This is a genomic window from Micromonospora sp. LZ37 (assembly GCF_059359015.1).
Map to the genome: position 1 here is coordinate 297911 of NZ_JCADBL010000006.1, position 21169 is coordinate 319079.

Sequence of the window (21169 nt, forward strand, 5' to 3'; positions counted from 1 at the left end):
CGGCCGGTGCGATGACCGCGTCGATCCCTCAGCTGCCGCTGCGGGACGAGCTGTTCCTGCTCGGCCACAACGACGACACCGGCCACCCCCACATCCACCGCCAAGCCCTCGCCCTCGGCATGGCCGGCGCGGTCCTGACCGACCTGTTCCTGGCCGGGCGGATCGCCCTCGACGACACCGAGGACACCCGCCCTGGCGGGCGACGGCTGTGGCTGCACCTTGACCGGCCCGTCGGCGACCTCATCGCCGACACCGCCATCACCTCGGTCCGCTACGCCAATTCCGCCCCGACGCTGCGGGGATGGCTGTCATGGTTCGCCGAGGACCTGTACGAACGCACCCGCGCCGGCCTGCACGCCGGCGGGATCCTGCACCGCACCAGCCGACGCCGCCTCGGCGGGCTCGCCCGCACCGAGGTCTATCTAGCCACCGACAGCAAATGGGCGGTCGTGGCGAGGTCCCGGCTGCGGTACCTCGCCGCCGGCCGGGAGCCGCCGGATAACCACACCGCTGCCCTCGCCGGTCTCGTCGCTGTCCTCGGCCTCGCCGCCCACCTGTACCTCGACGACACCAACGTCGTGACCGCTCAGCTGCGGGCGGTCGCCGAGCAGCACTACCGGCCCGTACGCGACATCACCGCCGCGGTCGACGCCGCCGTCGGTGACCTCGCCACCGCCGCATACCGCTGACCCCCACCACAGACTTCCGGAGCCATCGACCGTGATCCACCCACCTCACTCACCCTCAACGCCCACGGATCTGCCGGCCCGATGGCGTCGGCGGCCCGCCGTCCGGATCACTGCCGCGCTGTCCGTGCTATCCCTGCTCGTCGTAGCCGCCCTCGTCCCCGCTTGGGCCGCGACGCGACCTCCCGCGCAGGACACCGGCGGCTGGCGGGTCACGCCGCCCGCCCGAACGAGCACCGCACCGTGTGAGATCCCCGCGCCACTGACCGCCGCCGAACTGCGCGCCCTCGCCGCGCGGACCGCCGCGGCGCCACCCACCGCTCTATCCGCACCGCAGCCAGCCGCCCACGTGCTCCCCCAGGTCGCCGCCGAGGCGCACTGCGACGTCCCGGGACGGTTCTCGTTCGTGCTGATACGGCAATGGGCAGCCGACACCCGCATCGAGGCAGGACGTGCGACCAGCACCGTCGTGGTCTTCGAACATCGGCACTGACGCGCCGACAACGGCTCGGGACGGGCCACCAGCCTGCGCCACCCGCCCCGCCCACAGCCCACCATCGACGAAATCTACCCGCCGGGCACGCTCGACGGAGCCATCGGCCCGATCGCCGTCGACTCCGCTGGCCTCAGGGCACAGATCACCAGCATCGCGCCGCCGTTCCTCGGTGCACCGGCGGTCCTGCACGCCGTCGCCGGCCTGACGTCGTGGCGCACACCCAGCCGCGACGCCCGCACCGCGATCCTCACCCTGCTGGCGCGCACCGACGGGCTTACCTACCACCCCGCCGTGCGCGACCGCGCCGGGCGCACAGGTGCCGGCGTAAGCGCCACCAGCGACGACGGCACCACCCGCAGCCTGCTCATCCTGCACCCCAGCACCGGCGAGGTCTTCGCCTACGAACGCGCCCACTTCACGCCATCAAAGCGCGGCCACACCCGCACCGGCGACGTCGAGGACTACCTGCTGTTCAGCATCCACACCCGCACGAGCACTACCAACACGCCCTGACACCGCGCCGCCAATCACGCGGCAGCTCCCATCCGCTTGCAGACTGTTGAAGGGATCCTCTTGGACGGCACTGCTCGCATACGCGCCGGCCGCTGGGCCGAGAAGGACAAGGTCGCCGCGCTCATCGCCGACGCCCTGCACCCCGACCCGCTGGCCGCCTGGCTGGTGCCCGAGGCGACCCACCGGCGCCGCATCCTCACCGAGGTGACGGCGATCTGGGTGGAACACGCCATGTTCTACGGCGACACCTACGTCACCGACGACCTGATCGCCGCCGCGGTCGGTTTCCACCGCTACCGCAGCATCCCGCCACCGGCGAACTACCGCAGCCGCCTCACCGACGCAGCCGGCGACCATGCTGAGCGCTTCGAGATCCTCGACGGGTTGCTCAGCGCACGTCGGCCCACCGAACCGCACTACCACCTGGCGTTCCTCGCCGTCGCGCCCGCCGCCCAGCGGCGAGGTGTCGGCGCGGCGATGCTCGCTCACCATCGCGACAGACTCGACCGCGTCGACCCACCCTCGTGGACCGACACCACCGGCGAGTGCCAGGACGTCTACACCCGCTACGGATACACCCCGCGGGAAGCCATCCGGCTTCCCGCGGGCCCGGTTCTCACCCCGATGCGCCGCACCCCTACGTCGGGCCCTGCTCCCCTGGACACCGTCAGCGCGGCCGGTGGCTCGCAGGTCAGCGGTCTGGGCGTCTGATCCGCGCGATGGCCTCACGAACCGAACCGTGGCCGATCCTGCGCCACGTCACACGTGGTCCTGGACGAGACCGTGCCGTTCCCGGACGAACGCGGCGAGCGTCGTCTGCCCGCCGCGACGCCCTCGCGCCCCGCTGATCTCAGAACTCAAGCCCGGGACCGATCCGATATGCCTCACCCCCGCAAGTACCCGCAAGATCTCATCGACGCCGCGGTTTCCCGCGTACATCAGCAGCGCGCGGCGGGCGACCACCGTGCCGTCACCGCTGTGGCCCAAGAGTTGAACCTGCAGCGCCGGCTCGTGCAGAAGTGGGTCAGCGGCGCCCGTGGGGCGGCCGAAGCGTCAACTGCCGCGCAGGAGGGACCCGCTCTCTATCGGGCCGACGACGCCGACCTGTGGGAGGTGGTGCTGCCGCCGGGGCTGCTGTGGTGTCGCCTCTGCGCCCAGCCCATGACCGCGGTCATGGACTGCGACGAGGACCTCGTCTACGACTGCCCACCCGGGTGTTGCCGCCCCTGCCTACCCGCTGTGCTCGTGGTGGAGGCCATCGGCCGGGCCGTGCTGCGTCACGCACCCCGCATCGTGCCCACGACTCTGGCTCACCCGCGCAGCCCACTGATGGGCGCGGCCTGCGCCGGACGGGTCATCAGCCGCGTGAGTGCCGGGCGCACCTGCACCGACCTGCGCATCACCTGGCGGCCCGTCGTCGCCGGTCTCGTTCCGGTCACCGAATACGTCGAACTCGCCCGCAGCCTTGCCGCCAGCAATCCCGCTCACGCCCGGGAACTCCTGCACGCCGCGCTGGCCGCCGTCGACCCCATCACCGCGCCGGCCGACCCGCTGCACGCGGACGCCGCCTGCATCCTCGGCGAGGTGCTCATCCGTCTCGGCCACCCCGGTGCGGCGATCCGCTGGGCCACCTACGCCCACCACGCTGGCACCCACCTGCACGGCCCCGCCGCCGGTACCACCCTGACGGCCCTGCACACTCTCGCCACCGCGCACCGCCTGGTCGGGCACCACCAGCGCGCGTATCACCTCTACCGCCACCTCACCGAGCAACTCGTCACCACCACCGGGCCCGAGGCGCATCGCACCCTCGCCGCGCAGGCGTCCCTCGCCGTCGTTCTGCACCAGCTCGGCCACTGCGCCCGCGCGCGGACGCTGCTCGCCGACACCATCACCGCCCACCGACACGCACATCCTGGGCACCCCGCCAGCGACCGGATGGTCGGGCACCTGGCCCGGATGTGGCAGCACTGCGCCGAGCAGCGACACCACCACCCGGACGCGGGATGACAGATGTCGGTACGCAGCCAGCTCAGAACGGTCGAACCAGCGATCAGACATTGCCCCAGGCCAACCGAGGGGCTCGGCGGTGGGCGCCCCGCTCCAGCAGTCCTGGCTAGCCCGAGCCCTGTCGAATGTGACTCCCGCTGGCACTCTTCAGGCGTCCGCTGCCCGATTTGTGCGACCGGTCACGAGGGAAGAGTCGTTCCGGCGCGGCGCCGTGTACAGCGCGGTGACGTAGTGGTCGACCACCGTCCCGCCGGGCTGGCTGGCGACCACCTCGGCGACGCCGTCGAGGAACGCCTCTCGCCGGTCAGCACTCAACTCGCGCACGTACGAGAAGGTCCCCCACAGCCCGCGCGCACCGTGCGGGGTCAGCTGGTGCTCCCAGCGGATTATCTCGACCCGGACGGGGCCGAACCAGCCACCTGCCTCCAGCTCCGCTGTGCGTTCGGCGACCCGCAGGGGCGCTGGCACGCCTGCCGGGCCGCGCCCGTGCGCCGGTAGCCACCGTCGGTAGGGCGCGTCCAGGTCCGCGCGCCAGGGCGGGCTGCGGTCAGGGTCACCGAAGACGGTCCACCACACCGCCAGTCCTCCGCCCGGCCGGACCAGGCTGGCCAGCCGCCGCACCGCCGCAGCCGGTCCAGCCAGTGGAAGGCGGTGGCGCAGACTGCCAGGTCGAACGGGTGGGCGGGCAGCGGCACGATGGCGGAGTCACCCTCAATGGCGGTCACGTCGTAGCCCGCCAGGTTCGTCCGCAGCCGGGCTGCTAGGCGGCCACCGAGTTCCACCGCCAGCACCGACGCTCCGGCGGCCACGAGGGACGGGTCACCTGCCCGGTCCCGGGCAGGATCTCCAAGACGCGGGCACAGGGCCGCAGCCCACAGTCGGCAAGCACCTCGTACACCCGCCGCGGGTACCCCGGCCGAGCCGCCTGGTAGCTGTCCGGATCCTCGTCGAAGCTGCCCCGCCGGCTCAGCCGCTGGTCGTCACCGCCCACGTCGCGAGCGTATTCGCTCGGGTAACCGGCACCGGCCCGGCCGCACGCGGTCATCCGCTGCCGCTCCGGTGAGGGCGAGTTTCACCCCGCCTTGCGGCGTCTCTGGTTGATCTTCTTCGCGACGGCGTCGGCGGCGTCCTGGTGCAGCTGCTTGGTGACGCTCTGGTAGGTGTCGCGAGTCAGGGTCGTGGTGGAGTGACCGAGTTGGTCGGAGAGGACCTTGATGTCGACGCCGGCGTCGAGGGCGATGGTGGCGGCGCTGTGGCGCAGGTCGTGTAGCCGGATCGGCGGTAGGCCGGCTTTGCGAACGAGCCGGCGGAAGCGTTGGGTGACGGCGTTGGGGTGCCAGGGCTGCCCGTCGGGGCGGACGAAGAACAGGCCGGTGTCGGGCCACGCCGGGCCGGCGGCGAGTTGCCACTCGGCGCGGCGGGCCTTGTAGGCGGTGAGGACCTTGACGGTGTCGGCGTCGAGGGCGACGTCGCGGTTTCCGGACCTACTCTTCGGGGGTTTCTGCACGGGTGTGTAGCCGTGGGTGGCGATCTGGTTGTTGATGGTGGTTTCCCGGCGGTGCAGGCGGACCTCGCTGTCGCGCAGTCCGCAGGCCTCGCCGCGGCGGGGCCCCCGGTAGGCCATGTAGTGCCACATGGGATGCAGGTCCGGGGCGTGCCGGGCGACGTGGTCGAGGAAGTCAACGACCTGGGCATCAGTCCACACCATCACCGGTCCGGGCACCTGGCCGGTGTCCTTCCAGCGCTGCACGCGTTCGTCCTCCCACACGATCGGCAGCGGCCGGTCACCCGGGGTTTTGACCAGCGCGGCCGGGTTGGAGCCGACGATCAGTTCGTCGGCGAGGGCGTCGTTGATGGCCTTGCGCAGGCAGGCGCGGATGCGCTGCCGGGTCGTGGGGCCGGTGGGCCGCACCCCGGCTGCGGACCTGCGCACCGCCGGGTCGGGGCTGGTCTTCGCGGCGCGGATGTCGTCGTTGCGGCGTTCGATCGCGGCGAACATGGCCCGGACGTGGCTGGTGCGCAGCTTGTCCAGCGGGACCTCGCCGAGGTGTGGGATCAGGTGCACTCGCACGATGGACTCGTAGCCGTGCAGGGTGTTGTCGTCCACGCTGAGGTGGGTCAGCCAGCCGGTGAGGTAGTCGGCGACGGTGGGCGCGTCCGCGAGGGGGCCGTCGCCGCGTAGCCGCTGGCGGATCCGGTCGACCTCGGGCAGGGGCCGTTTGGCGCGTGAGGCGTTCTGGAGCAGGTCGCCGATCTCGGTGCGGCGGCGCCGGTCGCCCTTGGCGAGAGCGAGCAGTTCGCGGGCGTGGTCGAGTTCGTCGGCGGCGGCTCGTTGGGTGGGTAGGCCGGAGCGGCGTAGTTGCCGGCGCCCGCCGTCGGCGGTGGGTGGGACTTCGAGTTGATAGGTCCAGTGCCCGTGCTCGGAACTCCAGGCGCGGTTGGGGCGGCGCAGCTTGGGACAGTCGTTTCCGAGTGGCTTGCCGGTTTCCGGGTGGCGGCAGCCGCAGCGTTTGAAGATGCTTCCGTCAGGCATGGCAGTGGTGCTCCTCGATCAGGTGGGGCGCATCGGTTTCGTCGATCGACATCCACGCGTGATCCGCGGACACGATCAAGTCGCCGGGACCGTCGTACGACGGTCCCGGCGCAAGGTCGGGGCTGGAAGAGAACCGCGCGCGTTGGCGCGGCGTGAGGGCTGGGCCGGGGTTGGCTCCCGCCAACGCGGAAGGCGCCTACGGTGGGGCACTCGTGGCACCGGCGGCGCGCTCCGGCGTGGTCCCCGGTTCGTGCAGGTGCAGGGCGGCGAGCAGCGGCGCCGTCGGTATCCGGTAGTGGGCGCCGACGCGGAAGTGCGGCACGGGGAACGCGTCGCGGCGGATCAGCTTGTAGGCGGCGGAGCGGGACATGCCGAGCACCGCCGCGGCGGTGGCCAGGTCCGTGCTGACGCCCAGGCCGTGGATTCGCTCGGCCGTCCACGCCGGCTTCTGCTCACCGGCAGCCGGCCTCTCCCCGGATTGAGGTGGCACGGTTCCATTGCGTCTGGACGATCTCATGGTCATCTCCTCGGCGGTAGGCACGGGCGTACAGGTCAGGCCCGGGGTGCGCGGCGGGTGAGGCTGGATGCCGGAGACGGGCTCAGCCCTCGCAGGAGCAGATCCGATGGGTGCTCGATCTGGTCCGGCGACATCCAGCACGGCCGGCCGGTACGACTCAAGCGGCGCTTACCTCGGTGCTCGCCCATGTCGATGTCGGCTCCGCGCCGGATCGGTGGGGCGCTGACATCTGTAAACCGGCGTCTGTGTGCTCTGGCGAACGCCTGCCTGACTCACCGCCACTCACGAGGGCTCACAGGCTGCCCGTCCGGCCGCTCGCCGGGCCAGCGCGCGGACGTGCCACCGCCTCGACGCCACCCCCGGACAGTGACACAAGTCGATTACATGACGGATGGTGTGACGGTCCACGGGCGCTCCGACCTCGTGTCCGCCGTCGGCTCGACAGCGGTGCCAACATGTCACACACCGCCTCGGCGGCACCTGATCGGACACTCATGCACGTCGATGACAAGTTGTCCGCGGACATGTCCGCGGCCGACGGGTGCCGACATAGCTTGCGGGCGGTTGACAAACCGGTCCAGGCGACGCGGTGATGTCATGCCGGTTTGGCCATCGCCGCCGCGGGACGGACTTCCGTCGTCGACGCCAGTGCCATTTCAGGCCAGCGACACGCGCGAGGCTGCGTTGTCCCGGGCCTGCTCAGCGATTCCGCCGGACACTTTGTCAACGACGGACATCGATGACAGGCGCGACGTGGCGGACACCGGGCCGGACACGGAGGACACGTTGTGCCCACCTCGATGTCTTGGCCGCGCGCACGACGCCGATCGCCACTTCTCGATTCCATCTGACCGCCGCTGAACGCGTGTCCGGACAAAGTGACCCGGCGCTCATGCCGACGTTCCTGTCCTCGCGGACGCGGTCGCCGCCGCCCGCACGGACAACCTGTCAATCGACTGCCCTCGTTGACACCGGTTCGCGCGCTTCCCGGGCGAGGCAGCCGGGACCGAGGGTTCCCACCACTGGTGCTCATACTCCGGCGACCGACATGGGTGAGGCGCCGGGCATGATGCCCGGGGACGGGGACGCGGCAGATGGTTGGGGTTCGCGCCACGCCGGCGTCGTCCGCTGGCCTACCCGCGTAGGAGTAAGCGCTGTCCCCCGCGAATCTCTGCTGCGGCGCGGCCTGCTGTGCGTGGATGTACCGACCGTCCGGACCGTTCACCCCATGCGTCGTCGAGCAGGCGCCTTCCCCCTGGCCGCAGGCGCGCACCCCATGGTCTGAGTGACGAAGGGTCTGCCATGCGCTGTCCGCCCCTGCCGGTGGCCGACCCAGCAACCTCACTTCCTGTCGAACTACTTCACCGCTTCCTCGCCGTTATAGCTTCATCGCCGATATATTGAGGCTATGGCCACACCCACGCCGTTGCGGGAACCGACCTTTCTGATCCTGACCGCGCTCGCACGGGAGTCCATGCACGGTTACGGCATCATCAGCGACGTCGCTGCGCTCTCCGGTGGGCGAATGGCGCTGCGGCCCGGCACCCTCTACGGCGCGCTCGACCGCCTCACCGACGAGGGTCTGGTCGAGCGAGACCGCGAGGAGGTCGTGGAGGGACGGCTTCGCCGTTACTACCGGCTCACCGAAGCAGGCAGGTCTGTGCTCGTCGCCGAGACCGAGCGGTTGCGCCGCAACGTCGAGGCCGCCACCCAACGGCTACGTGCCAGGCCCGCGGGAATCCTCGCCGTCGACCCCGCGTCACGCGGGCGCCTCGCTCGAACGGCCATCAGCACGACGAACGCTGCAGTCGCTGGCCGAGGTTCCGAGGGCCGCTGACCGGCCGTTCGGTGCACTCATGCTTCGTGCAGTTTCCGCTACGCTGATGGACGTCACTCCGGCTCTTGTTCCACGACAGCGTCCGACCGGCCTCCCGTCTCGACGCGTGGAACCACGACCGGCGGCGATGCGGACCAGGATAGAGGGGTGGCGTGGCTAGCAGGCGTTTCGAGGAGCGGCGTGCCGAGATTGTTGAGCGCGCCCGTCGGAATTACTTGCCGGATCCAGTAGCTCGTCTACTCGCCGTCGTGCAAGAACCGAGATGCGACGGAGAGTCTTCATCTACGGAGTTCGATGCTTGCCTGGCCCGCGAGTTGGACCGCTTGCGCGGCAGCCTGGACGGGTTGCAGGGCCTTGCCCCCGATGGCCTAGGCAGGGCAGGTGGAGCCATAGAGGCGGAAGCGACCAAGGCTGCGCGAACCCTGCTTGCCGCCGCGGAGGCGTCCGGGATGACCGCGGCGGCCGAGTTGCTGCGCTCAGCTCTCGGCCGGTGCACGGTCATACCGCAGCAGCCGTCGCGGCCCTCCATGAAGCCCGAGTTTCCTCAGCCGCTACGAGTCCTCGACCCGGATACGGGCAGGCCGATAGGCTTGTGGCGTTAATTCAACGAATCAGCCGCGTTCCGCCCGGAACCCGCTGGAAGCCAGGCAGAAAACGCGCTATCCAAGCCGCCAGGACCTCCCACAGCAGGCCTGGGTCCTCGACGGTGATCCCCCTTGCCGCGCAAAGCTCGACCAGCCGCTCTACTGCCTTGATGGTGGTCAGGTTGCTGCACTCCTGCGCGATACGACCCGTGAAGCCCTGCCGTAAGATAGCTCCGACGTAGGCATTGAAAGCTGCCTCATTCTCGATGCCGTGGGGCACTCCTAACGCTTGCAGCTCGGGCTGCACAAAGTCTGCGAGCTCCTGCTCGCGCTGCCCGGTGTAGACAAGCCAGAGCACCTCTGGCATCCGATAAGAGGGCAGCCAATCCGCGTGGTCGGTTGGCTCCTTGGCGGCCTGCAAACGTGCCGGAGGGAGCGCGGCGGCTGCTGCTAGAACGGCGTCGCGGTCCGCTTCCGTGGCCGTCGACGACGTCGCCCGCAGCACGGAAACCAGCGCAGTTAGGGCCGGATCGTTAACTGACGCCCCGACAAGGATTTCCACGGCGCCAGGCCGGCTCCAACCCAGACCATTCCCGGTGACGTTGGCTGAGCCGACCAGGGCAGAGGAATCGGCCAGGTAAACCTTGGCGTGGACGATCGGGTGCAGCGACACCGTCCCACCGCGAGCGTTCACCAGATCCAGGATATGCGGGTCACTCGCTCCGGCGGCAACCTCGTCGGGTCGCCACCGGGTGTACACGTCGAGTAGAGCGTCTTGCGGTAGCGCCGAGAGAATGGGGCTGAGACCGGCCGTGGTGATGAACGGTGCGACGATCGTAAAGGAGGTGGCCGCGGCAGCAAGTTCGAGGACCCTGACGCCGCAGCGTTGAGGGTCGACGTGTTCCTGCGTCATGCACTACCCTCGCCGTCCTCTTCGGCGCTTTCACCGAACAGTTCGGCAGCCTTGAATGCGGAGTCTTGCACCGTCTCGGCGAGGCGTTGGCCCCACTGGTCACGGATCTGCTTCCACGTGCCCGCGAGGGGGTGTCCCTGGTACTCGTTCTCGCAGCGAGCATAGGCCAGCAGAAGCCAGGTGATGGCATCGGCACTCTTGGTGAGGAGCCTCTTGGCTTCCTCTTCGCTCATCGCGGCGATGTCTTCGCCGGAGGCGCGCAACGGATCGATGATGGCCTGGTAAGCGGGGTGGGCGTTGTTTAAGCACAGCAGCTCTAGGTTCATGGCCTCGTCGGGCCGGAAGAACGCCGAAACGTGCTTCTCCGCGTGCGTCAGGATCTGGACGGTCACACCACGCCTGTAGTTCTCGATGATTATCTTGCGGGTTTGATCGGGGACGTCGTCCGCCTTGAGTTTCGTCTCGATAGCGCCGGCGGCCTTCACAGGGTCCGGATCATCCGCGAACTTCTTCTCGCCGGGCGTGGGGATGACGGTGGAGCGTGTCTTCTTGATGTTGGAGGCGACGCCCGCGATGTTCGGTGGGGCGGAGCGGCCTCGCGATGCCGCGTCTCGTCCTTCTCGGCCTTCTTGGCGCAGAGAACGGACGAGGATCAGCAGCTGGTGGGCCATCCCGTATAGCTCGGCGATCTCGTGCTCTTCGTCGAATAGGCCCTCTTCCAGGGCTTGTTCCTTCGGCAGATCGTAGGTGCGCGCGAGTTGCAGTGCCTGCGTCAGGTTGGGAACGTCCTGCTTGTTGTTCGTCACCCCGAAGATCTCGTCGAGGTCGGGGCTGTAGGAAAGCTCGACACCCCACCACCGGTCGGTGGCTTCCTCGTTCAAAGTCTGTTCGAGGACGAGCTCGCGGCCGGCGCGCACGACCGAGATCCCGGCGTTGTCGCGGGCATGGCGTCCCTGATGGGTGTCTTTACCGGGATTTCTCCCCGGTCGGGCCTCGGGCCGGGCCAGGGACAGCCGCGCGTGGACGGTGGAGCTGCCTTTGCCGTCCGCACGCGCGATCTCGAAGGTCCGAGAGTTGTGGTGGGCGGTGAAGGGCGCGGTGTCGGTGACCGGAACGTACTTTTCCTTCTCGCCGTCCGGGCCGGCCTGCTCCCAGTACTCGAGGGTGCTTTGGTCCGCCGGCAGCAGGTACAGGGGGTCGTTGGGGCGTACGTCGTGGAACTCGATGAGCCCGCCGATCATGTCTGCGTCAACAATGGCGATCTTGATGTGGCGCGGCTCGGAGTTGGCGGTCAGGAAGTTGCGGTAGATACGCCCGAGTAGGTTCTCAGCGTGCTTGAGGATGGTGCTAGCAGTGGTCCAGCGGACCTTGTCGAGCGTGGACCATCGAACGGCCGTGCCGCCGTAGAGCGGCTGTCCCATCGAGGTGTCCGCAGTGGCATGCTGCTTGAAGACGTCGAGGACCCAGTCGGGCATGGCTTCGTAGCCCGACTGACCGGGGTGTGTCGGCCACGGGACGGTGAGCGTGGATCCCTTACCGGAGTGTGAAATTTCCAGCAGATCGAGATAGGTGTGGGAGGCGTTCTCCGGTTGTGAGTTTTGCCAGGTCCAGACATCGGTCTTCTTGCACTGTGAGACGCTGGCCTGCGGCAGTCCCATGCCGAAGCGGCCGATGCCCGATCGATCGTCGTACTTGCCGGATCCGCCGAACGACAAGGCGAGGTTGACGGCCTGATCCGTCATGCCGGTGCCGTCGTCGATGACCCAAATCTCCTCCGCGCGTTTGGTGGCGCGCCGCTTACCCTGCACCATACGCTGCACGATGACTAGCAGGACTGTACGGGCCTGACCCCACTGGAAGGAGTTGTCAATCAGCTCAGCGAGGGCGTAGTCGGTGCCCTTGTACCCGGTGTCCCGGATGGACTTGACGGTCTGTTCACCGGAGAGAAGCGGAGCTTCCTGGTGGGTGTCGGGTGTTACCACAAGTCCTCCCAGTGGGTGAAGGCGGCGGCGATGGAGCCGAATGCGGGGACTGCGGGGTCGACCACGGTGACGACGACGGCTTTCCTGTTGCCGCCGGCCTTCGGGCCCCGGATGCCCCGGCCGACCATCTGGCTGTACAGCACGAGGGATCGTGTCGGGCGCGCGATCACGACGGCGCTGGTCTGCGGGGCGTCGAAGCCGGTCGTCAGCACGCCGTAGTTGACCAGGACGCGAGGGATGGGTGCCGGGCTCTTGTACATCCGGATTGCGGTGTCGCGCAGTTCGGGTGCTGTCGTTCCGTCGACAGCGTCCGCGAGGACACCGACCGCTCGCAGCGACGCTGCCAGCGAGTGCGCCAGTTCTACCGAGGCGGCGAACACGATGATGCGGCGATGTGACTCACTGACTAGCTGCAGAGTGGCGCCGAGAACCTCCTGCATGTAGTCATCCTGATTGAGGCCGATGTCATCCGGTTCGTCATCGTCGCCGCTATCTGGATCATCGTCCTCCGGCAGGTCTCCGAGGAGCCGGAATTCGGGCTCGGCGAGATAGCCCTGACGGATCAGGTAAGCGACCGGGTTGTCCGCGCCTTCAGCGGCGGTGTCGAGCTCCACTTTCATGTGTTCGAAGAACTCGGCGAGATCCTCGTCGGACCGCCCTCCGAGGAAAGTCCGCCCCGGGGTCGCACTGAGCCCGATGATGGGGGTGACCGGTTGCCCGGCGGCGGAGAGTTGTTCGACCACCGACCGGTAGGTGCGGGCGACCGCTTGATGCGCTTCGTCGAACACGATGAGCCCCACGCGACGACCGAGGGCAGGAATGAAACCGGGGTCGCTGCGACGTGCATGGACGGTCTGCAAACTGGCCACGATGAGGCCGTCGGTGAGGTCGGTAAGGTCGGCGTCCTGACCGCCCCAGGCCGAAACGATCGGGACGGGCCGGTCGCCCAGCAGAGACCACGCCTTGTGGAACTCGCGCGCCGCTTGGTCCAGCAGCTCTCGCGTGGATGCGAACCAGAGGACCACGCGACCTTCGTTCTCGCGCAGATAGTCGGCCACCATGCTCATCGTGGTGCGGGTCTTGCCGGATCCGGTCGGCATGTGCAGCAACAGCCGGGTGCGGCCCAGCCGCAGCAGCTTGCGGGCGCGGACCACGGCACGGCGTTGGTGCGGAAACAGCCCGTAGGCTGGCGTCGCGTCGGTCGGTGTCTGCGCCGCAGTGCTGGCGCGCACCTCGGGAAGACCAAGAAATACCGCCACGGCACTCGGATTCGCCAGAACGGCCTTGCTGTCGAGCTGATCCGGGCCTAACGACAGGCGGGCGGACAGATCGCGCCGTTGTTCATCCGGGAGCTCACCGGGCAACACACCGGCCTCGGCCAGACGACGGACCGCGGTGATGGGATCGCCGAGGCACGCAGCCGCGATCACCGCATCACTGGGTGCCTGCAGAACATGCCCGCCGTCGACGAGGCGCCCGATCGCTCGAAGGACCCGCTCGTCTACGAAGCTCGACGTCCGGCTCGACGTCCGCAACAAGTCAAAGAATGTGTATGTCATCGGCATGCTCGAGCAGCGGGGATCAGGAGAGGGAGGGTCAGCGCGGCGGCCACCCGGCGACCTGCTGCGACGCGCCGGGCATCTGCCATCAAGACAGCTGTGTGGAACATCTCGACGGCATCCTCCGCGCGACTCGCCTCGGGGTCGCTAGTCACGTGGGTCATTGAACAAGATGCCTACGACATCGACTTAGGCGCTCACTCTATCGCGCCACCACGCTCGGAGGGGACCGCGGCTCACGGGCGTGCTCGTGCAGCTGCGCCTTCCCCTGAAGGCGTCCGGAGCGGCGTTGAACTTCGATGCGGCGAACAGCCGCGAGCGGCCTACGGGGGCGACGGAACAGAACATGCGTACGGTAATCTTGCCACCCATGATCACGGCTGGTGGCACGCGTCGCGGTTCCCTTGCAGGCCACCAGCCCATAAGGTGGGTACCGCGACGGAGGGAGAGGGATGGGTCATACGGCTGTTGATCCCCTCATCTACCTCGACTACAACGCCACTGCGCCCGTTCGTCCCGAAGCGTTGGCCGCAACTACCAAGGCGCTGACGGCAGTTGGTAACGCCTCGAGCGTGCACGCGGGGGGCCGGGAGGCGGCCCTTGCGGTCGATCAGGCGCGTGAGCGCGTTGCGGCGCTGTTGGCATGCTCGCCGAGCGAGTTGATCTTTACGTCGGGTGCGACCGAGGCCAACAACTTGGCCATTCGGTCGGCCGCAACGCCTGGCCAGAGCCTAGTGATCAGTGCCGTGGAGCACCCGGCGGTGACCGAAGCGGCAGTTGCGGTCGCCGACGCTGCTGGGGGCACGGTTCACACGATTGGGGTCCACCGGGACGGCACACTTCGTCTCGAAGAACTGGAAGAAGCACTAGCAACTTCACCTGCTCTGGTTTCGATCATGGCGGCAAACAACGAGACCGGTGTCCTAAGTGATCTCGGCCTAGTGGTGAAGATCGCGCACAAGGCCGGGGCGCTAGTGCACTCGGACGCGACGCAGCTCGTTGGTCGACTACCGATCGATCTCCGTAGGCTGGAGCTTGACCTACTGTCCATGTCCGGGCACAAATTCGGTGCTCCGCAAGGGGTGGGAGCGCTGTTCGCGCGCCGCGGCATAGTGCCGGCGATCCGGCCGTTGATGCACGGCGGCGGCCATGAGCGGGGACGGCGGCCGGGAACCCTGAATGTGCCGGGCATCGTCGGCCTGGGTGCCGCTGCGGAGGCTGCCGCCCGGTGCCTCGATCAAGAAGCGGCACGTATCCGGTTGCTGCGTGATCGCTTCGAGACTGCTGTCATGACAGCCCTACCCGGCACCCGCCGCAACGGTCATCCTGACCGGCGGCTACCCGGCGTGTCGAGTCTGACCTTCGACGGCCTGCCGGCCGACGCGATGCTCGCCGCCATGCCCGCCATCGCGGCGTCCGAGGGCAGCGCCTGCGCGGCCGGTGCCATAGAGCCGAGCCGAGTCTTGCTCGCCATGGGCCTGAGCCGTGAAGAAGCCGAATGCACCATCCGTTTCTCTCTCGGCTACGCCACTACCGTTGATGATATTGATAGCGCCATTCGCCACGTGATCGACGCTGAGCGCCGGGTTCACGCTGCTCTGTACCCAAACACCACCACGACTGCCTCTGGAACCGTCCAGGGGCAGGAAGGACCGCGGAGACACGATGCTTGAAACCAAGCTCAAGGACGTTGCCGAGCCGTCGTTCTCCCGCCATGAGACCTTTCACCCTCGGTTCGGCTGGCTGCACAAGGCGTACAGCGCCTTGACTGACCCCAACATCGGCAGCGACGTGTTTCTGCGCGATAACGCGACGGTGACGCTCGGTGTCGGTAAGAACATGGTCAATGCGATCCGGTTCTGGTCATACGCCTTCAAACTCACCGTCGAGTACCCCAAGGACCTCACGTCCCGGGCGAACGTCGCCTCACCGACCTGGGAGGCGCGATGGCTGCTCGACGAGGACGGCGCAGACCCCTACCTCGAGGACACTGCGAGTCTGTGGCTGCTGCACTGGTGGCTACTGGCGAAACCCTGCCACACGCCCACCTGGTGGGTGGCCTTCCACGCACAGTCGACGTCCCGATTCACCACAAGCGAGCTCACCGAGACCACGCTGCGACACGTACGGCTGGCCGGCTGGGAGCCCCCGGTAGAGGCATCGGTAGCCAAGGACGCAGATTGCCTCACCAAGATGTACGCACGCCGGCGTGAACCCACCGCGGGTTCTGGCGGAAGTTTCGAGGACCTGCTTGATTCCCCCTTCCGGGAGCTCGGGCTGCTAGAGCCCACCGGGTTCGGACGCAACAACGCAGCGAGCCGCTGGCATTTCACCAGCAACGCCCGCACCTCATTGCCGCCGGCCTTGGTCGCCTACGCATGTCTGGACTACGCAGCGCGCAGCGAGCCCTTGCAGAGTGGTTCCATCGCTCTGGCTCGTCTCACCAATGAGCCGGGTGGCCCGGGGAGGGCCTTCCGGCTCAGAGAGCCGGAGATCGCGCATGCCTTGGAGGAGGTCGCCGGCGAGTACCCGCAGATGGCCCTGGTGGAGGGCATCGGACAACGCAGCCTGCGGTTCGAGGGCAATCCCAAGGAACTGGCCTGGGACGTGCTGGACGGCTACTACGGCGGCGTTCGCGCCCGCGCAAGCCTCCCGGATCGGGAAGCTTGGTACGCCATGCAACCACCCGGACTGCTGCGCGAGATGCGGCGACGTGGCCGCACCGACCTGCTCGACCAGCCGACTCTCGATCGACTCGCAGGAGCCCTGGTATGACCGCCAATGGTGCACCGTCGGGCGTCAGCCCGCAGACGCCGGCCGGGATCAACATTGTCAGCAGCCGACTGCGGTCGACGAACATCGAACGCGACGTCCGCGACGAGCGTCTCGGCCCAGTGCACATTGGCATCCGGGCACAGGACATGCTGGAACGGGTCACCGCCGCCCTGGAGGACCAAGCAAATACCCGCGCCTGGTCTCTGACAGGGCCCTACGGCTCGGGCAAGTCCACACTGGCCCTGGTCGTCGTATCGCTGCTCGGCCGTGCTGGGAACCGCCGGACGGAGGCCGAAGAGGTCCTCGCCGAAACGAGCCCGATCCTGGCCCGCAGGTTGACCACCGCTCGTGACAGCACCGCGCCCGACGGATTCATCACCTGCGTCGCCACGGCGCGACGAGAACCCCTCCTCGACAGCATCACGCGAGCACTGCTCGACGGTGCCGCCCGAGCCTGGCACAACGTCAACATGCCCGCACCCGTGCAGGAAGCACTCGCGCCCCTCAAGGCTCCGGGTTTCAGCAATCGGGAGCTTGTGTCCGCCGTTAAGGTCCTCTGCGAGCAGGCGCCGGTCATGCTGGTCATCGACGAGTTCGGCAAGTCGCTAGAGCACCTCGCCTCCCATGGTGAGTTCAGCGATGCCGGCAGCGACGTGTTCCTGTTGCAGGAACTCGCTGAACTCGGTGCAGGCTCCCGCGGCGTGCCGCTCTACCTCCTTACGCTGCAGCACCTGTCGTTCGCCGACTATGCCTCCCGCGCGAGTACGCTGCAGAGCCGGGAATGGGCGAAGGTTCAGGGCCGGTTCGAGGACATACTCATGACGATCCACCTCGGCGACACCGTCGAGCTGATCCGCCGAACCCTCGACCACGACGGCGTGTTGCCCAAGGGACGCAAGCTCATAGCACAGCATGCTGCCGCGTCCGCTCAGGCCTGGACCGAACGCGGCCTCCAAGGCATCCTCGCCGCAGGCCACGACACGTTCGCCCACGTGTACCCCCTGCACCCGCTGACAACGGTGGTCGCGCCGCTGCTCGCCGCGCAGATCGGGCAGCATGATCGCAGCATGACCGGGTTCATCGCGAATGACGAACCCCACACGGTGCGACGCTTCCTGCTCAGCTACGCCTCGAATCGCCCCTCGTCGGCGTCCACCGTCCGCATCGCCGATGCCTTCGACTACTTCTTCACCGCAGGCCGCACCACCATCTTGGCATCGGCCAACGCGAGCCGGTGGATGGAGATCGACAATCGCATCGCCGAGGCTAACGGCCTCCCTGAGCAAGACCAGGTCATTCTCAAGACCATCGGCATGCTTAACCTCGTCGACGCCTCTGGCGCCCTGCGCGCCAGCATGGACACCATCTTGTTCGCCTTGAGCGACCCCATCGCGCTTAACGACACCGCGGCCCGACAACTGCTTGCCGACCAAGTCGCCAGCCTCGTCGACCGCGGCTTCGTGGTGTACCGACAGTTCAGCGACGAGTACCGGGTATGGCGGGGCAGCGACGTCGATCTCACCAGCCACATCGAGCAGCTCATCAGCGCCTGCGACGACCACGCTGCGGTCAAGGTCATCTCCGCCTACCTGCCGACCGCCGTCGTGGCAGGGAAGCACAGCCAACGCACTGGCATGCTGCGCCACTTCGTCACTAAGGCCACCGACGCAGGTTCGCCCGAGCTCATCGGGCCGTCCGCCGCTGACGCCGAAGACGGACTCCTGCTGTTCCACTTCGGAGACGAATACACCATCCCCACCGTTCGAGCCGACCGCCCTGTCATCGCCGGCGTGACCGCCCACGCCGAGAAAGTACTCAGTACCGCCCGCTACCTCCACGCTCTGCACGAGCTACCGGCCAACGTCGAACTCGACGCCGTGGCCAGCACCGAGGTCAGCGAACGTATCGCGCAAGCCAGCGCCGAACTGGCCACCCGGGTCGCAGAAGCCTTCCTGCCAAGCCAGCTGGCCCCCACCTGGTACCTGCTGCCGGCCAAGGCGGGAGCTGCCGTCTTCACATCTAACGCCGAGACCATCAAAGGTAGAAGCCTCGCAGAGCTAGTCTCCAAGGCGTGCGAGAGCGTATTCCCCTACGCTCCGCACATTCGCAACGAGATGCTGGGCCGGCATAAGCTGACCAGCCAAGCAGCCAAGGCACGGCGTGAGCTGATCATCGCCATGATCACCTCGCCCACCCAGCAGTATCTCGGTATTGAGGGCTACGGGCCGGAACGCGCGATGTACAGCGGCGTCCTGGAGTACCTCCAGCTGCACCGCCCCACCGATCAGCGCGCCGACGAGGACACCGAGCTGCTCCCATTCGGCTTTCACGAGCCGGAGCCCGGCAACTCGCTGCACCCGGCTTGGACCGCCATGCAGCAGCGGATGCGGGCCGCCACCGAACAGCCGCTGCGGCTCGATGCCGTCTACGAACTCCTCGAAGCGCCTCCGTTCGGGATACGGCCGGGCGTCACCCCGGTCATCGTGCTGACCGCGCTCATCATCGGCAGCCAAGAACTCGCCCTCTTCGAGGAGGGCACCTACCAGACCCGACTCACCGAGGCTCTCGCCGAACGCATGATCAAGAGCCCGGAACGGTTCGCAGTCAAAGCCATGGGCGCCCAAGCGGGTCCGCGCAAGATCGTAGTGACCGAGATCGCCCAGCAGATCGGTGCGCGGATGCCAGCAGCACCGCCGATGAACGTCCGCAACGTGGCGCCCCTGGCGCTCACGCGTGAGCTGCTCGACCGCGCACGGAGCCTGTCAGCTTACGCCGATCGCACCCAACAAATCCCCAAACAGGCACGGGCTGTACGTCAGGTGCTGAAAACCGCTCGCGAGCCCGACACACTCCTGTTCACCGACCTGCCGTCGGCCCTCGACCTCGCGCCGATCCCAGCCATTGGTGAGATCGACGAGCAGGCAGCGCGTCGGTACGCCGAGTCGCTAGGCAAGGCACTTACCGTGATCGGCCAAGCTGACGAACGTCTGCGCACACAAGTGGTCAAGGCCATCGCGGCCGCATTCCACATGCCCACGAACCTCGGCAAGCTACGTCAACGCCTCGCCGTCTACACCCGACACCTTGCCGACGTGAACCTGGTCGAGGCAAAACTCCGTGGTGTCATCACGCTCGCTCAAGAGACCACGCTCAGCGACGACGAATGGCTCGATCCGTTCGTTGTACGGATCGTTGGCCGCGGGCTCTCCGACTGGCGCGATGGTGACATCAGTACCTTCACCAACGAGGTCCGCGCTGCCGCTCGCGCTATCGAACGGTTGGCCAACCTGCACCAGCCCACGGTTACGGAACCGACCGACGCTTCGTTCCTGTCCCGGGCGATCACCGTTACCCAGGCCGACGGACACGAGCTCCACACCGTCGTCCACCTCTCCGAGGACGAACGCGCCAACGCGCAGGCCCTGCTGCCGGAGGTGATCGCCCTCGCTCGGAAGAAGATCAGCGAGAACGGTGAGCGGGCACTGCTCGCCCTGCTGGCCGAAAGTGTCATAGTCGAGAAGGACGCTGGCAGCGACGACGCACCATCCACGCGAAGGAAGCCGACCCGATGACTGCACCCCGGCAACGTACGTCCGACGAGACCCGCCACGTCCTCGGCATCTCAGGCGGTAAAGACTCCTCCGCTCTCGCGATCTACATGCGCACCAAGGTGCCGCAGATGGAGTACTTCTTCTGCGACACCGGCGCCGAGCTTCCCGAGACCTACGACTACCTCAACCGGCTCGAAGCGGCCCTCGGCAAGCAGATCGTCCGACTGAACGCCACCCGCGACTTCGACCACTGGTTGCAGGTCTACCAGGGCACCCTTCCGAGCGCGTCCATGCGGTGGTGCACCAAGAACCTTAAGATCAAGCCGCTAGAGGAGTGGCTGGGCGACAGCCCCGCCATCTCCTACGTCGCCATCCGCGCCGATGAAAACCGTCTCGGCTACGTCAGCACCAAGCCGAACATTAAGGCTGTATTTCCGTTCAGGGAAGACGGCATCGACCGGGACGGAGTCAACCGCATCCTGGAAGAGTCCGGGATCGGGCTACCGGCCTACTATGAGTGGCGCACCCGTTCCGGCTGCTACTTTTGCTTCTTCCAGCGCAAGCACGAGTGGGTTGGCCTCGCCGACCGACACCCCGACCTGTTCGAACGCGCTGTGGAATACGAGGACAAGGTCAATTACCAGGCCACAGCGATGCGCGGCCGCCAGTACACGTGGTCTCAAGGTGAGTCGCTGCGCGACCTTCTCGGACGGCGCGACGTGATCGAAGAGCGGCATGCTGCCGCGCTCGCTCGCGCGGCGGCCAAACCCCGTCCTAATTTACCTCTCATCGAGGTGCTCACCGACGCCCTCGACGAGGAAAGCGACGAGGCGGGCTGCGCCGTCTGCCACCTCTAAGTGTCCGCGTCGAGCGATACCGGCAGGAACAACACATCGGGGTCCCGCGCCAACCTGTTGTACGGCTGGTGCCACCATGCTCTGGCTGCTTCTGTGTCCGCAAAATCCCCAACCGCAGCTGCACGGCGACTTGCCGTATGGACGATTAGCCCAATCACCATCCCACCCGCAGGTTCCGGTTCCGGTTCCGATACACCGAACAACGCGGAAATTAGCTTCGGTGGCAATCGGACCAGCTGATCTGGGTTGCGAAAGGTGCCGGTCGACCGCTGAACGTCTGAGGGCGGTATTGCGGCTGCCACAAATTCGGCTTCTCGGCCATCGGAGTGCGTAACCAGAAAGGAAACGTGGTTTGC

Annotated in this window: 17 protein-coding genes; 9 read left to right on the forward strand and 8 right to left on the reverse strand. The window is 67.5% G+C overall.

Annotated elements, in window-relative coordinates:
* The first annotated feature begins 11 nt into the window (after positions 1-11).
* The 4 genes from AC5L3Z_RS15705 (at position 12) to AC5L3Z_RS15720 (ending at position 3705) form a co-directional block, all read left to right on the forward strand.
* Positions 12-689, forward strand: a complete 678-nt coding sequence (locus tag AC5L3Z_RS15705) for a GOLPH3/VPS74 family protein (RefSeq protein WP_494842649.1) — start codon at positions 12-14, stop codon at positions 687-689.
* A gap of 784 nt (positions 690-1473) precedes the next feature.
* Complete coding sequence (locus AC5L3Z_RS15710) at positions 1474-1695, forward strand: hypothetical protein (RefSeq protein WP_494842651.1); 222 nt, start codon at positions 1474-1476, stop codon at positions 1693-1695.
* Between the two features lie 60 nt (positions 1696-1755).
* The gene (locus tag AC5L3Z_RS15715; protein WP_494842653.1) at positions 1756-2406 is read left to right on the forward strand and encodes a GNAT family N-acetyltransferase; all 651 of its coding nucleotides are present in this window, start codon (positions 1756-1758) and stop codon (positions 2404-2406) included.
* Between the two features lie 267 nt (positions 2407-2673).
* The gene (locus tag AC5L3Z_RS15720) at positions 2674-3705 is read left to right on the forward strand and encodes a hypothetical protein (protein WP_494842655.1); all 1032 of its coding nucleotides are present in this window, start codon (positions 2674-2676) and stop codon (positions 3703-3705) included.
* A 147-nt stretch (positions 3706-3852) separates the two neighbouring features.
* On the opposite strand, the gene AC5L3Z_RS15725 is transcribed toward AC5L3Z_RS15720, so the two are convergent.
* The 5 genes from AC5L3Z_RS15725 to AC5L3Z_RS15745 form a co-directional block, all read right to left on the reverse strand.
* Positions 3853-4173, reverse strand: coding sequence for a hypothetical protein (locus AC5L3Z_RS15725; RefSeq protein ID WP_494842737.1), 321 nt, complete (start codon positions 4171-4173; stop codon positions 3853-3855).
* A complete protein-coding gene (locus tag AC5L3Z_RS15730; protein ID WP_494842657.1) occupies positions 4092-4514 on the reverse strand; it encodes a methyltransferase domain-containing protein in 423 nt (140 codons plus the stop codon). The genes AC5L3Z_RS15725 and AC5L3Z_RS15730 overlap by 82 nt, the downstream gene beginning before the upstream one ends.
* A complete protein-coding gene (locus AC5L3Z_RS15735) occupies positions 4466-4696 on the reverse strand; it encodes a hypothetical protein (RefSeq protein WP_494842659.1) in 231 nt (76 codons plus the stop codon). The genes AC5L3Z_RS15730 and AC5L3Z_RS15735 overlap by 49 nt, the downstream gene beginning before the upstream one ends.
* A gap of 81 nt (positions 4697-4777) precedes the next feature.
* Positions 4778-6238: a tyrosine-type recombinase/integrase gene (locus AC5L3Z_RS15740; RefSeq protein ID WP_494842661.1), complete on the reverse strand. Its 1461-nt coding sequence runs from the start codon at positions 6236-6238 to the stop codon at positions 4778-4780.
* A gap of 196 nt (positions 6239-6434) precedes the next feature.
* Positions 6435-6728 carry a helix-turn-helix domain-containing protein gene (locus AC5L3Z_RS15745; protein ID WP_494842663.1) on the reverse strand — a complete coding sequence of 98 codons (294 nt, stop codon included), beginning with the start codon at positions 6726-6728 and terminating at the stop codon, positions 6435-6437.
* A gap of 1435 nt (positions 6729-8163) precedes the next feature.
* Between AC5L3Z_RS15745 and AC5L3Z_RS15750 the strand changes: the two genes are divergently transcribed.
* A complete protein-coding gene (locus AC5L3Z_RS15750; protein WP_494842665.1) occupies positions 8164-8592 on the forward strand; it encodes a PadR family transcriptional regulator in 429 nt (142 codons plus the stop codon).
* Positions 8593-9195: 603 nt separating this feature from the next.
* Here the strand turns inward: AC5L3Z_RS15750 and AC5L3Z_RS15755 are convergent.
* Genes AC5L3Z_RS15755 through AC5L3Z_RS15765 form a run of 3 tightly spaced genes read right to left on the reverse strand, consistent with a single transcriptional unit; the run spans position 9196 to position 13630 of the window.
* Complete coding sequence (locus AC5L3Z_RS15755) at positions 9196-10089, reverse strand: phospholipase D-like domain-containing protein (RefSeq protein WP_494842667.1); 894 nt, start codon at positions 10087-10089, stop codon at positions 9196-9198.
* Complete coding sequence (locus AC5L3Z_RS15760; RefSeq protein WP_494842669.1) at positions 10086-12071, reverse strand: ATP-binding protein; 1986 nt, start codon at positions 12069-12071, stop codon at positions 10086-10088. The genes AC5L3Z_RS15755 and AC5L3Z_RS15760 overlap by 4 nt, the downstream gene beginning before the upstream one ends.
* Positions 12065-13630: a DEAD/DEAH box helicase gene (locus AC5L3Z_RS15765; RefSeq protein WP_494842670.1), complete on the reverse strand. Its 1566-nt coding sequence runs from the start codon at positions 13628-13630 to the stop codon at positions 12065-12067. Before AC5L3Z_RS15765 ends, AC5L3Z_RS15760 begins: the two co-directional genes overlap by 7 nt.
* A 452-nt stretch (positions 13631-14082) precedes the next feature.
* Between AC5L3Z_RS15765 and AC5L3Z_RS15770 the strand changes: the two genes are divergently transcribed.
* The 4 genes from AC5L3Z_RS15770 to AC5L3Z_RS15785 are packed head-to-tail and all read left to right on the forward strand — an operon-like array spanning position 14083 to position 20813.
* Positions 14083-15303, forward strand: a complete 1221-nt coding sequence (locus AC5L3Z_RS15770; protein WP_494842671.1) for a cysteine desulfurase family protein — start codon at positions 14083-14085, stop codon at positions 15301-15303.
* Entirely contained in the window at positions 15296-16405 is a 1110-nt protein-coding gene (locus AC5L3Z_RS15775) for a DUF4007 family protein (protein ID WP_494842672.1), read from the forward strand. Before AC5L3Z_RS15770 ends, AC5L3Z_RS15775 begins: the two co-directional genes overlap by 8 nt.
* Positions 16402-19977: a hypothetical protein gene (locus tag AC5L3Z_RS15780; RefSeq protein WP_494842673.1), complete on the forward strand. Its 3576-nt coding sequence runs from the start codon at positions 16402-16404 to the stop codon at positions 19975-19977. Before AC5L3Z_RS15775 ends, AC5L3Z_RS15780 begins: the two co-directional genes overlap by 4 nt.
* Positions 19974-20813, forward strand: a complete 840-nt coding sequence (locus tag AC5L3Z_RS15785) for a phosphoadenosine phosphosulfate reductase domain-containing protein (protein WP_494842674.1) — start codon at positions 19974-19976, stop codon at positions 20811-20813. The genes AC5L3Z_RS15780 and AC5L3Z_RS15785 overlap by 4 nt, the downstream gene beginning before the upstream one ends.
* The last annotated feature ends 356 nt before the right edge of the window (positions 20814-21169 follow it).

What these genes read in the sequence shown, in the direction of transcription:
- AC5L3Z_RS15705 (WP_494842649.1), top strand. Translation starts at nt 12, where the DNA reads ATGACCGCGTCGATCCCTCAGCTGCCGCTGCGGGACGAGCTGTTCCTG.
- AC5L3Z_RS15740 (WP_494842661.1), bottom strand. Translation starts at nt 6,238, where the DNA reads ATGCCTGACGGAAGCATCTTCAAACGCTGCGGCTGCCGCCACCCGGAA.
- AC5L3Z_RS15750 (WP_494842665.1), top strand. Translation starts at nt 8,164, where the DNA reads ATGGCCACACCCACGCCGTTGCGGGAACCGACCTTTCTGATCCTGACC.
- AC5L3Z_RS15755 (WP_494842667.1), bottom strand. Translation starts at nt 10,089, where the DNA reads ATGACGCAGGAACACGTCGACCCTCAACGCTGCGGCGTCAGGGTCCTC.
- AC5L3Z_RS15765 (WP_494842670.1), bottom strand. Translation starts at nt 13,630, where the DNA reads ATGACATACACATTCTTTGACTTGTTGCGGACGTCGAGCCGGACGTCG.
- AC5L3Z_RS15770 (WP_494842671.1), top strand. Translation starts at nt 14,083, where the DNA reads ATGGGTCATACGGCTGTTGATCCCCTCATCTACCTCGACTACAACGCC.
- AC5L3Z_RS15775 (WP_494842672.1), top strand. Translation starts at nt 15,296, where the DNA reads ATGCTTGAAACCAAGCTCAAGGACGTTGCCGAGCCGTCGTTCTCCCGC.
- AC5L3Z_RS15780 (WP_494842673.1), top strand. Translation starts at nt 16,402, where the DNA reads ATGACCGCCAATGGTGCACCGTCGGGCGTCAGCCCGCAGACGCCGGCC.
- AC5L3Z_RS15785 (WP_494842674.1), top strand. Translation starts at nt 19,974, where the DNA reads ATGACTGCACCCCGGCAACGTACGTCCGACGAGACCCGCCACGTCCTC.